Genomic DNA, 12673 nt, shown 5'->3' with positions numbered 1-12673 from the left:
TCCATGGATGTCTTTCACATGCTGGTGACGGTGCTCGAATCGACCATCCGCGTCTCCGTGCCCTTGATCTTCGCAGCCCTGGGCGGGCTCTTTACCGAGCGTGCCGGGGTCTTCGACATCGGGCTCGAGGGCAAGATGCTGGGTGCCGCCTTTGCCGCCGGGGCCGTTGCCGCCGTCACCGGCTCGGTCTGGGCCGGGCTGTTTGCCGCCATCCTCATCTCGGTCCTGCTGTCGCTGGTGCACGGCTATGCCTCGATCACCCAGCGCGGCAGCCAGATCGTCTCGGGCGTCGCCATCAACTTCATCGTCTTCGGCTCCACCATCATTCTCGGCGAAGCCTGGTTCCGCCAGGGCGGACGCACGCCCGCTTTGGCGGGCGATGCGCGCTTCAGCACCATCACCTTCCCCTTCGCCGACGAGATCCGCCCGGTTCCGGTCATCGGGCCGATCTATGCGGATCTGATTTCGGGCCACTTCTTCCTCACCTATCTCGCCTTCGCCATGGTGCCGATCACCTGGTGGATCCTCTATCGCACCCGGTTCGGCCTGCGCCTGCGCGCCGTCGGCGAAAATCCGGGCGCGGTGGATACGGCCGGCATCTCGGTCGTCTGGATGCGCTATCGCGCCGTCATCTGCTGCGGCATTCTCGCCGGCCTCGGCGGCGCCTACCTGTCGCTTGCCATGACCGCCGGCTTCGTCAAGGGCATGACGGCGGGCAAGGGCTATATCGCGCTCGCCGCGCTGATCTTTGCCAAGTGGAAGCCGCTCAACGTCATGCTCGCCTGCCTGCTCTTCGGCTTCCTCGATGCGCTGGCCATCCGCCTGCAGGGCAATCCGCTGCCGCTGATCGGGCAGATCCCGGTGCAGCTCATGCAGGCGCTGCCCTATATTCTCACCGTCATCCTTCTCGCCGGTTTCATCGGCAAGGCCGTGCCGCCCAAGGCCGGCGGGGTGCCCTATGTCAAGGAGCGCTGATCCCATGGCGACCGATCTTTTCGAAGCCGCACGCAAGGCCATGGCGCTGGCGCACGCGCCCTATTCCAAATTTCCGGTGGGGGCGGCCATCCGCGCCGAGGACGGCACGATCTATGCCGGCGCCAACATCGAGAACCTCTCCTTTCCCGAGGGCTGGTGTGCCGAAACCACGGCGATCAGCCACATGATCATGGGCGGCGCCAGAAAGATCCTGGAAGTCGCCGTCATCGCCGAGAAGCTGCCGCTCTGCCCGCCCTGCGGCGGCTGCCGACAGCGCCTGTCGGAATTTGCCGAAGCCGGCACGCCGATCTATCTCTGCGACGAGACCGGGGTGAAGAAGACGGTCGTCCTCTCCGACCTGCTGCCGCACTCCTTCGCCACCGATACGATCGGCTGATCTGGGTCTCCGGCTGCGATTGGCTTTGCCAAACCCCGGCAAAACCTCTACCGCATCAGGACCGAACCCGCCCAAGGGAGGCACCTATGACACTGGAAGCCAGCAACCGGCAGCTCGCCTCTCTTGCGCTGTCCCTGCTCGATCTCACCGATCTCAACGACGACTGCACGCCGGAGGCGATCGAGGCGCTGTGCGCCAAGGCCCGCACGCCGCACGGTCCCGTGGCCGCGATCTGCATCTGGCCGCGCTTCGTGCGCCAGGCACGCGAGATCCTCGGGCCTTCGAGCCCGGTGCACATCGCGACCGTCGTCAATTTTCCCTCGGGCGAGCTGAAAATCGAGGAGGTCGTTGCCGAAACCACCGGCGCGATTGCCGACGGTGCCGACGAGATCGACCTCGTCATTCCCTATCGCGCCCTGATGGCCGGCGACGAGCAGGCGGTGCGCGATATGATCCGCGCCGTTCGCACGGCCTGCGGAGAGACGGTCCTCTTGAAGACCATTCTGGAGACCGGCGAATTGAAGGAGCGCGGGCTGATCCGCAACGCCTCTCACCTCGCCATCCAGGAAGGGGCCGATTTCATCAAGACCTCCACCGGCAAGGTCGCCGTCAATGCGACGCTGGAGGCGGCCGACATCATGCTGACCGCCATTCGCGAAAGCGGACGCCATGTCGGCTTCAAGCCGGCCGGCGGTGTGAAGACCGTGGCGGACGCCCGGCTCTATCTGACGCTCGCCGCCACCATTCACGGCCCGGACTGGCTGATGCCCTCGACCTTCCGCTTCGGCGCGTCGGGTCTGCTGGCCGATATCCTCTCGGTCATCGAGGGGCGCGAGTCCCTTGCCGCACCCGCGGCGTATTGAGGCGATGATCCCGCAGGAGATCATCCGCCGCAAACGCGATCGCCTCGCCCTCGATCCCGGCGACATCGCGGCCTTCGTGGCCGGGATCGCCGATGGCGCCATTGCCGACGCCCAGGTGGCAGCCTTCGCCATGGCGACATGGTTCTCCGGCATGACCAGCGCCGAAACGGTGGCGCTCACGCTTGCCATGCGCGACAGCGGCACGGTGCTCGACTATCGCGCGCTCGGGCGGCCCATCGCCGACAAGCACTCGACGGGCGGCGTCGGCGACAATGTCTCGCTCATGCTCGCGCCGATCCTTGCAGCCTGCGGCCTCGTCGTGCCCATGATTTCCGGCCGCGGCCTCGGCCATACCGGCGGCACGCTCGACAAGCTCGAATCCATTCCAGGCTATGATATCGCGCCCTCGCCGGAGACCCTGCGCCATGTCGTGGAAACCGTCGGCTGCGCCATCATCGGGCAGACAGCCGATCTCGCGCCGGCCGATCGCCGGCTCTACGCCATCCGCGACATCACCGCGACCGTGGATTCGGTGCCGCTGATCACCGCGTCCATCCTGTCGAAGAAGCTGGCCGCCGGCCTCGGCTCCCTCGTGCTCGACGTCAAGGTCGGCAGCGGCGCGTTCATGGCCTCGCAGGGCGAAGCCGAGATCCTCGCGCGCGCGCTGGTCGATGTCGCCAATGGCGCCGGCCTGCGCACGACGGCCTTGATCACCGACATGAGCGAGCCGCTGGCGGATGCTGTCGGAAATTCGCTCGAAATCCTCAATTGCCTCGCCTTCCTGCGTGGCGAAAAGCAGGGCTCGCGGCTGGAGCAGGTGGTGATGGCGCTCGCCTCCGAAATGTTGCTCGTTGCCGGCGTCACGTCGGGTCCGGTCGAAAGCCAGGATGCGGCGCGGCGGGCGCTCGAGAGCGGCGCGGCGCTCGACACCTTCGGCCGCATGGTTTCGGCACTGGGTGGACCTGCGGATTTCGTGGAGCGCCCGGAAGCCTATCTGGTGAGCGCCCCTATTGCCCGGCCCGTTGTCGCCGAACGCGCCGGTGTTCTCGCGACCTGCGACGCACGCGCGATCGGAATGGCCGTGATTGCGCTCGGGGGTGGGCGCACCCGCGCCGACCAGTCGATCGACCACAGCGTCGGCTTTTCCGACATCCGTCCGCTCGGAACCCGTGTGGATGCGGGGCAGATCGTGGCGAACGTCCATGCCGCCGACGACGCTGCCGCAGACGAGGCGACGGCCGCTTTCATAGCCGCCTATACGATCGAAGACGGCGCTTTCGCCCCGCGTCCGATCATCCTGTCGCGCCTGACCGCCTGACGTCAGCGCCTGAGACGCAAGGCACCATCTTCCACGGCAAAGGACGAGAGGCGATTGAGGAAGCTCATGCCGACCAGGGTTCCCGAAAGGGCCGCATCCGGCAGCACCATCGCCTGCACATCGTCCACGGCGATGCTGCCGATCTTGACGCGCTTCAGCGTTACAGAAGCCGCCTTCGCCAGGCCGTTCGCGGTGGTGACTGAGATGGAATAGTCGAGCGTCGAGAGCGAAAGGCCGATCCGCCGTGCGGTGGTCTCGTTGAGCGCGACGACGGTCGCACCCGTATCGATCAGGCCGTGCACGCTCCGGCCGTTCAGTTCGAGGGTGGCATCGAAATGCCCGCCCGGTCCGGCCGGAAGCACGACTTCGCGCGCGCCGGAAGCGGCCGGGATCGCGGCGCGATCGGCTGACATGCGTGCGCTCGACGCGGAGGGTTCCGCCGTCGCCGTCCGGTCGAGATAGCGGCCGGTGACCATTGGCAGGGTATAGGCGCAAAGACCGGCAAGGCCGGCCATCATCAGCGCGCGGCTCAGCATGCCCGCAACTCCCGAACGAAAGGACGATGGTCCCTGTCTACCGCGCGGGATGTTTAAGAACCGGCAAAGACGGCGCTGTCCGCACCGTCTCTCAAGGTTGAGAGTTAACGGATCTTACTTCGTTCCGTACATCCGGTCGCCCGCGTCGCCGAGGCCGGGCATGATATAGCCCTTCTCGTTGAGATGGCTGTCGATCGCGGCAGTGAAGATCGGCACGTCGGGATGGACGGCGTGAAAATTGGCGATGCCTTCGGGGGCGGCGAGAAGGCACAGGAACCGCAGGTTCACGGCGCCGCGCTCCTTTAGCTTGTCGATCGCGGCGATCGAGGAATTGCCGGTCGCAAGCATCGGATCGACGACGATCACCAGCCGCTCCGCCATGTTCTCCGGCGCCTTGAAATAATACTCGACGGCTTCCAGCGTCTCATGGTCGCGATAGACGCCGACATGCGAGACGCGGGCGGAGGGCACCAGTTCCAGCATGCCTTCGAGAAGGCCGTTGCCGGCCCGCAGGATCGAGGCGAACACCAGCTTCTTGCCTTCGAGCACCGGCGCTTCGATCTGCTGCATCGGCGTTTCGATGGTCTCCATCGTCAGTTCCAGATCGCGCGTCACCTCGTAGCAGAGGAGGGTGGAGATCTCGCGCAGCAGCCGCCGAAAACCCGCGGTCGAGGTTTCCTTCTTGCGCATGATCGTCAGCTTGTGCTGGACGAGCGGATGGTCGATGACGGTAACGCTGGTCATGCTGGAAGCCTTTTGCCGCGACGGATGGGTGCCCTCCTTTTTCCACGGAAAGACCCGCCGCCGCAAGTCCGCCGCGCCGCCGTCCCCAACCGATCGGGCGTCGATCGGGCGTCCGGCGGAAGCTCAGAGCTTTGAAAGCAGCGTGGCGCGCGTGTCCTCGTCGACGAAAGCCGCTTCGATGGCGGTGCGGGTCATGGCATCGATCTCGTCGTCGCCAAACCCCATGACCTGCGAGGCGATTTCGTATTCCTGGGCGAGCGACGTATGGAAGAAGGGCGGGTCGTCCGCATTCAGCGTGACACGGCAGCCGGCATCGCGCAGCGCCCGCAACGGGTGGGCATGGAAGCCGGGAAAGACGCCGAGCGCGATGTTGGATCCCGGGCAGGTTTCCAGCACCACGCCTTCCGCTGCGATCCGCCGGACGAGATCGGCATCCTCGATCGCGCGCACGCCATGGCTGATGCGCGACGGTCCGACGATGTCGAGCGCATCGCGCACGCTTTCCGCCCCGGCCATCTCGCCGGCGTGGATGGTGAGGCCGAGCCCCGCATCGCGGGCGATGTCGTAGGCGCGCGCGAAATCCGCGACCCGGTACATCCGTTCCTCGCCCGCCAGATTGAAGCCGGTAACGAGCGGATGATCCCGCCGGGCGGCGTAGCGCGCGGTCCGCTCGGCCGGCTCTGCGCCCAGATGCCGGATGATGGTGATGATCATCCGGCCCTCAATGCCGGTCTTCGCCTTGGCCGCCTCGATGCCCGCCGCAAGCCCGCGGAGATAGGCATCCGCGCCGATGCCGATCGTGTTGCCGTGGTCGGGCGACACGATGATCTCGCTGTAGATCGTGCCGGCCGCACTAAGCTCGGTCAGATAGGTTTCCGCCAGCAGGGCGTAGTCTTCCTCCGTGCGAAACAGCGAGGCGACACGATCATAGCAGACGATGAAGGCGCTGAAATCGCTCCAGACATAGGACCCGTCCTCGATCAGGCCGGAGACGTCGACGCCGTATTTTCGCGCCTGCGCCAAGGCAAGCGCCGGCGGTGCCGCCCCTTCGATATGGCAGTGCAGTTCGGCTTTCTTCAGGTGCAGCGTCACAGGAAACTCCTTCCATGGTGGCCGGGCGCGATGCCGAGGTGCCTGGCCACCGTCTCGCCGATCCCGGCAAAGCCCGGGATAATGCCGATCGAGCGGCTCGCGACGCCGGGACCGAAGAGCAGCACGGGCACGCGCTCGCGCGTATGGTCGGTGCCGCGCCAGGTCGGGTCGCAGCCATGGTCGCCGGTAAGGATGACGATATCCCCCGGCTGCAGCACCGCATCGAGGTCGGGCAGTCGGCGGTCGAAGGCCTCAAGGGCCGCCGCATAGCCCGCAACATCGCGGCGATGTCCGTAGAGCATGTCGAAATCGACGAAATTCGTGAACACGAGGTCGCCGTCTTCGGCCTCGGTGATCGCCCTCAGGCTGGCGTCGAACAGCGCCTCGTTGCCGTTCGCCTTGATCGTGCGGCCGATGCCCTGATGCGCGAAGATGTCGGCGATCTTGCCGACCGCGTGCACCGTGCGTCCGGCCGCCGTCAGCCGGTCGAGCAGCGTCGGCTCCGGCGGCAGCACGGAATAGTCGCGCCGGTTTCCGGTGCGCACGAAGTCCTGCGCGCTCCGGCCGATAAAAGGCCGTGCGATCACCCGCCCGATATTGGCATCGTCCAACAGCCGGCGAACCGTCTGGCAGAAGGCCAGCAGGCGTTCCAGGCCAAAGCTCTCCTCATGCGCGGCGATCTGGAAGACGGAGTCCGAGGAGGTGTAGCAGATGGGCTTTCCCGTCCGCAGGTGCTCTTCGCCCAGCCGCGCGACGATGTCGGTTCCCGAGGCATGGCAATTGCCGAGAATGCCGGGCACATCGCCCGCCGCGCAGATCTTTGCGACCAGCTCTTCCGGAAAGGCGTCGCCCTCGCTCGGGAAATAGCCCCAGTCGAACCGCACCGGCGTTCCCGCGATCTCCCAATGGCCCGAGGGCGTGTCCTTCCCGCGCGAGACCTCTTCGGCCGCGCCATGAACGCCATCGACGGTTTCTGGAAGGGTGACGCCGGCCGGCAGGCTGCCGCTCGAAAGCCGTGCTGCATGGTAAAGCCCGCGTGCCGCCAGGTTGGGAAGGGTGAGCGGGCCGCTGCGCAGCCCTTGTCGGTCGGCGGCCCCGGCGGCGCAGAATTCGGCGATGTGTCCGAGCGTATCGGCACCCGCATCGCCGAAGGCGGCCGCATCCGGCGCGCCGCCGATGCCGAGAGAATCCAGAACGAAGAGAAAAGCCCGCACGCCCCGCAGTCTCCTGAACGATTGGCCGCTTGAGGTCGGCGCCATGGGATCGGCACCTGAACCGGGCCGACATTGGCGGCAAGAGATACGCTTCGCCTTACCCTTTTGCAAACCGGCCGATGGCGAGGCGGCGCGGCGAGGGGCGGTGGAGCGGACGGGACTACCTGCAGAGCGAGCAGCTGATCCCGAGGCCGACACGCTGGCGGTAATAATAGCTCTCCGACAGGTTCAGAATCTGGACGGAATTTGCCTTGACGCCGGGTGGCGTCAACAGCACCAGCTCGTAGGGCACGGAGAATTCCGCGCGCACGACGAAGGTGTTGAGCACGGTGAGGTCCGTGGGAACGGCAACGATGGCGTTGACCGCATAGGGCGTTCCCCCCTTTTCGTCGCGCGACCAGGCGACCGTGCCGACGCCCGGCGCCGTCACGCGGATGCCGGAGACCTTGAGCGCATATTTGCCGACCGGAAACGGTGCCATGATGCTGAGCGCGACATTCTTCATGCCGTCGAGTTCGCTCGGCGTGACCTCCGTCTTCTGGCTGAGAATATCGGCGACGGTGCCGGTCGCCTGGGACACCTTCTGCGACATGTTGAAACCGACCGACAGCTCGAACGCGCCGAGATAGATCATCAGGAGGATCGGCGCGATCAGCGCGAACTCGATGCCGCTCGTCCCTCGGCGATCGCGGGCAAGCCGCCGGAGCCGTGAGAGAAGGCATGGAGTGATGCTGCGGCCTTGGCTGCGGTCTGCGCCGTCCATATCAATACTTCTCGTTCATGAAGGCGGCGGTCGTCGCCATCAGATAGTCGTTCGGCATGGACGTGCCGGCCGCGCGCAGATTGGTGACATAGGGCCGGACGAGATCGGTCACGACGGTCCAGCGGTAATAGGCACGGATCAGGTTGATCGATCCGGGGCCGCCGGGCGCGTAGGTGAAGCCGGTCGTGTCGAGATCGGTGCCCTTGCGCGGAATGGCGGTCGGGATGTCGCCGAAGCTTGCATAGCTGCGCACGTCGATCAGAAGCTTCGACGGTGTTCCGGGCTCGGTCGCCGAGCAGCTCAGCATGGCCGTCAGCTCGCTGCAGAAGGCACTGCGAAACTGGGTCTGGCTCATATTGACGGGCAACAGGCCGGTGCGGATCTTGCGGGCCATGGTCTGCGTCGCATTGGCAAGGATCTGCTCGCCGGTAAAGGCGACGAAGGTCTCGATCGAGGCGAAGATGACCATCATGAAGGGGATGACGAGAATGGCGAACTCGATGGCAGCCGCGCCTTTGCGATCGCGCGCAAAGCGACCGGCAAGCGTCCGGCGTGCCGGTGCCGTCCTCAAATCCGCGTCGTCGTCCCGTTTGGTAAGCGTCATTGTACCCGCCATGTTCTGCGTGAATGGCAGCTTACCGGGAAAGCGTTTCGACTTCGTAACGTCGAGACGACATATTGGTCTAAAGAGGGCGCGAAAAGGCCCGCATGGGGCAGGGAGCGTTTACTTTTTCGTCTGCTCTTCGCAGCTCGGCGTGCAGGTGAGAATGGCCCGCGCGGTGGAGCGATAGACGCGCAGCGTGTTGCCTTCGTCCGTCGAGACGAGGATGCGCTGATCGACGATCGGGTTGTCGTTCTGGTCGAGAATGACGATGTTGGTCGTTCCCACGGACTTCCCGGTCAAGACGATGGTCTGGGCGTCGGCAACGGTCGCATCGGCGATCTCGGCACTGCCGATGATCACGCGGCTGACGCTGCGATCGAGTTTGAGAACCCTTGCGTGGTTGAGATAGACGTTCATCAGCGCCGCATCCTGCGCCATCGCCGCCCCCGTGCAGAGCAAGCCCGCAAGGCAGGTCGCAACCCCCAGAATCCCGCTGCGGCGAGCCTGGTCGAGGCCCTGTTTGGACGAGAGAAGGCGGAGGGGCGAGATGAAAGCCATGGCGGTGCAGGATCCGGTGATGCCGATGCGCCACCATCCTCGCTTTTGGTGAATGAAGCCTTAAAGGCCCGCGACACGCGTACCTTGGCGGGCGACAGGCGGCGGAGAATTTTCCCGCCATTTACCGCGTGGTAACGATTTTCTTTAAGTCGCTCGAAATATGCGTTGTGTAAGTTGTTTGTAACCGGCCGGCAGAGACATGTCGGAGGGAGTGCTGAACACGGAACAGTGAAGTAGGAGAAATGACATGACTGCAATTTTCGCACGTTTCCTCAAGGATGAGTCCGGCGCGACCGCAATCGAATACGGCCTGATCGCATCGCTGATCGCCCTGGCAATCGTTGCCGGCGCAACGACGCTCGGGACCCAGATCAACACGGCCTTCGGCAACATTGCCACGAAGCTCGGCAACTCGACCAAGTAAGTCTGCTTTGCAGAACGAACGATGGCTGCCCGAACGGGCGGCCATTTTTCGTTTGCGCGCTTGGATGCAGTCTCGTGCGGTCGACTTTGCAATTCCTTAAGCTGAAGCCTGTAGAGGTGAGGCTCGTTTGGAGCAAGACATGGTTCAGGCTGCGATTTTCGTCATTTTTCCGTTGTGCCTGGCCTTTGCCGCCTGCTCCGACTTTCTCTCCATGACGATTCCCAACCGGGTCTCCGCCATTTTGCTCGGCGCCTTCGTCGTGATCGCGCCTCTGGCCGGTCTCGATATGACGGCGATCGGTCTGCATCTTGCCGCAGGGTTGAGCGTTTTCATCGTCTGCTTCGCGCTCTTCGCCCTGAACGTCATGGGCGGCGGCGATGCCAAGCTTCTGACCGCGAGCGCCGTCTGGTTCGGCTGGAATGCGAGCCTTCTGACCTTCCTGGTGGCCGTGTCCTTTCTGGGCGGCGTCCTGGTGTTCGCCATTCTGCTGCTGCGCAGCCGGGAAAACTTCATCCTCGCCTACCGCATTCCGGTCCCCGAACAGCTGTTCCACGGCTCCAAGGTGCCCTATGGCGTCGCCATCGGCTGCGGCGCCTTCCTGACCTTCCCGGACTCGCCCCTGATGCAACTGGCGCTGGCGCAACTTCGCTGAACTGTCGGAAACCGAACATCACTCTTCTCTCAGCGTCGATCTTAACGCCTTGTTAAGTATAAATGGTTTGGTTTCGTTAACCTTACTTATACCTTTACGCCGTAGCCTTTCCCAATGATCAGGGGAAGGGTTCGGTAATTCCATGAAACCGGCGCGCATTTTCATTTTGGCAGTTGCGGTCGTTTCGGCCGGCCTTGCCGGCCTGCTGGCGATGAGCATCACCGGCCCGACCGTCATCGAGCAGTCGGAGCCCGTCGTCGAGCGCGAGCCCACCGTCAACGTCCTCGTCATGGCCAAGAGCCTTCCGGTCGGCTCGCGTCTCAGTGCCGATGCGATCCGCTGGATGGCCTGGCCGAAGGACGGCATCGTCGATGGCTTCATCACCGACGAAGCCCGCCCCGATGCCGTGACCCAGCTGCAGGGCTCCGTCGTGCGCCTGCCGCTTCTCAATGGCGAGCCGGTTCGCGCCGAAAAGATCGCCGATGCCTCCGGCCGTATCCTCTCCTCCATTCTGCCGGCCGGAAAGCGCGCCGTTGCGACCGAAATCACCGTGGCCACGGGCGCCGGCGGTTTCATCCTGCCGAACGACCGCGTCGATGTGATCATGGTCCGCAAGGGTGAAGGTAAGGCATTCAATACGGAAACCGTGCTGAGCAACGTCCGCATCCTCGCCGTCGATCAGCAGATCGAGGAAAAGGACGACGGCTCCAAGACCGTCATCGGCACGACGGCAACCCTCGAGCTGACGCCCGACCAGTCCAAGGTCCTCGCCGTCGCCCAGCAGATGGCCGATCGCCTGTCGCTCGCTCTGCGCTCGGTCGCCGATGCGCAGGAGCCCGACACCATCGGTGCTGATTACCTGCTCTCCGGCGGCAGCCGCCCGGCCGTCCAGCTGATCAAATCCGGCTCCATCGTCTCCTCAGACGGCGAGATCAAGACGGGAGCGATGCAATGATGGCCAGCCGAGGAAAGACCCCCATGACCTTCGGGAAGACGCTGCGCGCACCGCTTTCCGGCGCGCTCGCCATGGCCCTGGCCCTCACCGCCGCGCCGGTCATGCCGGGCTTTGCCGGCGTCGCTCTGGCGGCAGACAGCGCGCTGGTGCGCATCGTCGATAGCGGTCCCGGCGTCAAGAAGACCATCAAGCTCGGCCTCAACAAGGCCGTCGTCATCGACCTGCCGACGGATGCGCATGATATTCTCGTCGCCGACCCGTCGCTTGCCGATGCGGTGACGCGCACCTCCCGCCGCATCTATCTCTTCGGCAAGTCCGTCGGGCAGACCAACATCTTCATCTTCGGGGCCAATGGCGAGGAAATCGTCAGCCTCGATCTGGAAATCGAGCGCGACGTCTCGACGCTCGAATCCAATCTCCGGCGCTACCTGCCGGACTCCGACATCAACGTCGAGATCGTCTCGGACAATATCGTGCTCACCGGCTCGGTCCGCACGCCGCTCGATTCGACGCGCGTGGTGGAACTGGCGCAGGCCTTCCTCCAGGGCGGCGAGGCGACGACCCGCAACATCACCGCGCAGGGCACCAATGGCGATGCCGACATCTATGCGGAAGACCGCCAGAAATCCAAGATCGTCAACCTCCTGACGATCGACGGCGAAGACCAGGTCATGTTGAAGGTCACGGTCGCCGAAGTCTCGCGCCAGATCCTAAAGCAGCTCGGCTTCTCCGGTGCCGTGAGGGGCAAGAACGCCGAGATCTCGTTCCAGAATCCCGCCAATCTGGGCAATGCCATCAATCCCGCCTCGTCCCTCATCACGGGCAGCATCGCCAATGGTGCCGTCGGGCTCGCCAGCTACATCAATGCGATGGAGCAGGCCGGTGTCATGCGGACGCTGGCAGAGCCGAGTCTGACGGCCATTTCGGGAAAGAGCGCCAAGTTCTTCGTCGGTGGCGACTATCGCATCCCGGCCGGTCAGGAAGTCACCGAAGAGGAAGACAAGACGACCGGGGTGGTGAAGCCTATCCTGGAACGCAAGGTCGAAACGGTCGAATACGGCGTCGAGCTGAACTTCAAGCCGGTGGTCCTCGGCCCCGGACGGATCGCGCTCGACATCGAGACCAACGTGTCGGAGCCGACCTTCGAGGGCAGCGTCGTCAGCGGCACCTATCCCCGCATCCCCGGCCAGAACTACATGTCGATCCGTAAGCGCGAGGCATCGACCAGCGTCGAGCTTCCCTCCGGCGGCTCCATCGTCATCGGCGGCCTCGTGCAGGACAATATCCGCCAGGCGATTTCCGGCGTCCCCGGATTTGCCAAGATCCCGATCTTCGGCACGCTGTTCCGCTCGCGCGATTTCCAGCGCAACGAAACGGAACTGGTCATCATCGCCACGCCCTATCTCGTGCGTCCCGTCGCCCGCAACCAGATCTCGCGGCCCGACGACAATTTCAATCCGTCTGCGGATCTTCCCGGCTTCTTCCTCGGCGAAGTCAATCGCCTCTACGGCAATCGGGGTGCGCAGCCGGTCGGTCAGTATCACGGCAATGTCGGCTTCATTTACAAATAGGCGGGGA

Annotated in this window: 15 protein-coding genes; 8 read left to right on the top strand and 7 right to left on the bottom strand. The window is 64.6% G+C overall.

The features are described 5' to 3' along the window. Positions 1–3: 3 nt before the first annotated feature. The 4 genes from C8J36_RS14420 to deoA all read left to right on the top strand — a co-directional run bounded on the left by C8J36_RS14420 (position 4) and on the right by deoA (position 3553). Positions 4–975: an ABC transporter permease gene (locus C8J36_RS14420; RefSeq protein ID WP_062595502.1), complete on the top strand. Its 972-nt coding sequence runs from the start codon at positions 4–6 to the stop codon at positions 973–975. Between the two features lie 4 nt (positions 976–979). Continuing rightward, complete coding sequence (locus C8J36_RS14415) at positions 980–1372, top strand: cytidine deaminase (RefSeq protein ID WP_082477234.1); 393 nt, start codon at positions 980–982, stop codon at positions 1370–1372. A gap of 86 nt (positions 1373–1458) precedes the next feature. After that, positions 1459–2235 carry a deoxyribose-phosphate aldolase gene (deoC, locus tag C8J36_RS14410; protein WP_132535835.1) on the top strand — a complete coding sequence of 259 codons (777 nt, stop codon included), beginning with the start codon at positions 1459–1461 and terminating at the stop codon, positions 2233–2235. A gap of 4 nt (positions 2236–2239) precedes the next feature. Next, positions 2240–3553, top strand: coding sequence for a thymidine phosphorylase (gene deoA / locus C8J36_RS14405; RefSeq protein WP_132535957.1), 1314 nt, complete (start codon positions 2240–2242; stop codon positions 3551–3553). 2 nt (positions 3554–3555) lie between these two features. Here the strand turns inward: deoA and C8J36_RS14400 are convergent, their stop codons facing one another. From C8J36_RS14400 to C8J36_RS14370, 7 genes are all read right to left on the bottom strand, one after another. Next, positions 3556–4089 carry a TIGR02281 family clan AA aspartic protease gene (locus C8J36_RS14400; RefSeq protein ID WP_132535833.1) on the bottom strand — a complete coding sequence of 178 codons (534 nt, stop codon included), beginning with the start codon at positions 4087–4089 and terminating at the stop codon, positions 3556–3558. 114 nt (positions 4090–4203) lie between these two features. Further along, a complete protein-coding gene (gene upp, locus C8J36_RS14395) occupies positions 4204–4833 on the bottom strand; it encodes a uracil phosphoribosyltransferase (RefSeq protein WP_062595497.1) in 630 nt (209 codons plus the stop codon). A gap of 123 nt (positions 4834–4956) precedes the next feature. Continuing rightward, positions 4957–5925: an adenosine deaminase gene (locus C8J36_RS14390; RefSeq protein WP_132535831.1), complete on the bottom strand. Its 969-nt coding sequence runs from the start codon at positions 5923–5925 to the stop codon at positions 4957–4959. Beyond that, a complete protein-coding gene (locus C8J36_RS14385) occupies positions 5922–7139 on the bottom strand; it encodes a phosphopentomutase (RefSeq protein ID WP_245506565.1) in 1218 nt (405 codons plus the stop codon). Before C8J36_RS14385 ends, C8J36_RS14390 begins: the two co-directional genes overlap by 4 nt. 160 nt (positions 7140–7299) lie before the next feature. Beyond that, complete coding sequence (locus C8J36_RS14380; protein WP_132535827.1) at positions 7300–7902, bottom strand: TadE/TadG family type IV pilus assembly protein; 603 nt, start codon at positions 7900–7902, stop codon at positions 7300–7302. A gap of 1 nt (position 7903) precedes the next feature. After that, positions 7904–8506: a TadE/TadG family type IV pilus assembly protein gene (locus tag C8J36_RS14375; RefSeq protein WP_132535825.1), complete on the bottom strand. Its 603-nt coding sequence runs from the start codon at positions 8504–8506 to the stop codon at positions 7904–7906. Positions 8507–8626: 120 nt separating this feature from the next. Beyond that, entirely contained in the window at positions 8627–9064 is a 438-nt protein-coding gene (locus tag C8J36_RS14370) for a pilus assembly protein N-terminal domain-containing protein (protein ID WP_245506564.1), read from the bottom strand. Between the two features lie 247 nt (positions 9065–9311). Here C8J36_RS14370 and C8J36_RS14365 point away from each other — a divergent pair, with 247 nt between their 5' ends. The 4 genes from C8J36_RS14365 (at position 9312) to C8J36_RS14350 (ending at position 12666) form a co-directional block, all read left to right on the top strand. After that, positions 9312–9488 carry a Flp family type IVb pilin gene (locus C8J36_RS14365; RefSeq protein WP_062595492.1) on the top strand — a complete coding sequence of 59 codons (177 nt, stop codon included), beginning with the start codon at positions 9312–9314 and terminating at the stop codon, positions 9486–9488. Between the two features lie 139 nt (positions 9489–9627). Beyond that, positions 9628–10140, top strand: a complete 513-nt coding sequence (locus C8J36_RS14360; protein ID WP_062595491.1) for a prepilin peptidase — start codon at positions 9628–9630, stop codon at positions 10138–10140. A gap of 142 nt (positions 10141–10282) precedes the next feature. Next, positions 10283–11095 (top strand): Flp pilus assembly protein CpaB, encoded by an 813-nt coding sequence (gene cpaB / locus C8J36_RS14355; RefSeq protein WP_132535822.1) that lies wholly within the window; start codon positions 10283–10285, stop codon positions 11093–11095. Positions 11096–11166: 71 nt separating this feature from the next. Then, on the top strand, positions 11167–12666 hold the full coding sequence (locus tag C8J36_RS14350) for a type II and III secretion system protein family protein (RefSeq protein ID WP_132535953.1): 1500 nt from the start codon (positions 11167–11169) through the stop codon (positions 12664–12666). The last annotated feature ends 7 nt before the right edge of the window (positions 12667–12673 follow it).

Source organism: Rhizobium sp. PP-F2F-G48 (assembly GCF_004342335.1).
In the GTDB taxonomy this organism is placed as follows: Bacteria; Pseudomonadota; Alphaproteobacteria; order Rhizobiales; family Rhizobiaceae; genus Ferranicluibacter.
Note: the sequence above shows the minus strand (reverse complement) of the source record. Positions and strands in the feature narration are given on the sequence as shown.

Coding starts and splice junctions, on each gene's coding strand:
- C8J36_RS14420 (WP_062595502.1), top strand. CDS start 4: ATGGATGTCTTTCACATGCTGGTGACGGTGCTCGAATCGACCATCCGC.
- C8J36_RS14415 (WP_082477234.1), top strand. CDS start 980: ATGGCGACCGATCTTTTCGAAGCCGCACGCAAGGCCATGGCGCTGGCG.
- deoC (WP_132535835.1), top strand. CDS start 1,459: ATGACACTGGAAGCCAGCAACCGGCAGCTCGCCTCTCTTGCGCTGTCC.
- deoA (WP_132535957.1), top strand. CDS start 2,240: ATGATCCCGCAGGAGATCATCCGCCGCAAACGCGATCGCCTCGCCCTC.
- C8J36_RS14400 (WP_132535833.1), bottom strand. CDS start 4,089: ATGCTGAGCCGCGCGCTGATGATGGCCGGCCTTGCCGGTCTTTGCGCC.
- upp (WP_062595497.1), bottom strand. CDS start 4,833: ATGACCAGCGTTACCGTCATCGACCATCCGCTCGTCCAGCACAAGCTG.
- C8J36_RS14380 (WP_132535827.1), bottom strand. CDS start 7,902: ATGGACGGCGCAGACCGCAGCCAAGGCCGCAGCATCACTCCATGCCTT.
- C8J36_RS14375 (WP_132535825.1), bottom strand. CDS start 8,506: ATGACGCTTACCAAACGGGACGACGACGCGGATTTGAGGACGGCACCG.
- C8J36_RS14370 (WP_245506564.1), bottom strand. CDS start 9,064: ATGGCTTTCATCTCGCCCCTCCGCCTTCTCTCGTCCAAACAGGGCCTC.
- C8J36_RS14365 (WP_062595492.1), top strand. CDS start 9,312: ATGACTGCAATTTTCGCACGTTTCCTCAAGGATGAGTCCGGCGCGACC.
- C8J36_RS14360 (WP_062595491.1), top strand. CDS start 9,628: ATGGTTCAGGCTGCGATTTTCGTCATTTTTCCGTTGTGCCTGGCCTTT.
- cpaB (WP_132535822.1), top strand. CDS start 10,283: ATGAAACCGGCGCGCATTTTCATTTTGGCAGTTGCGGTCGTTTCGGCC.
- C8J36_RS14350 (WP_132535953.1), top strand. CDS start 11,167: ATGGCCCTGGCCCTCACCGCCGCGCCGGTCATGCCGGGCTTTGCCGGC.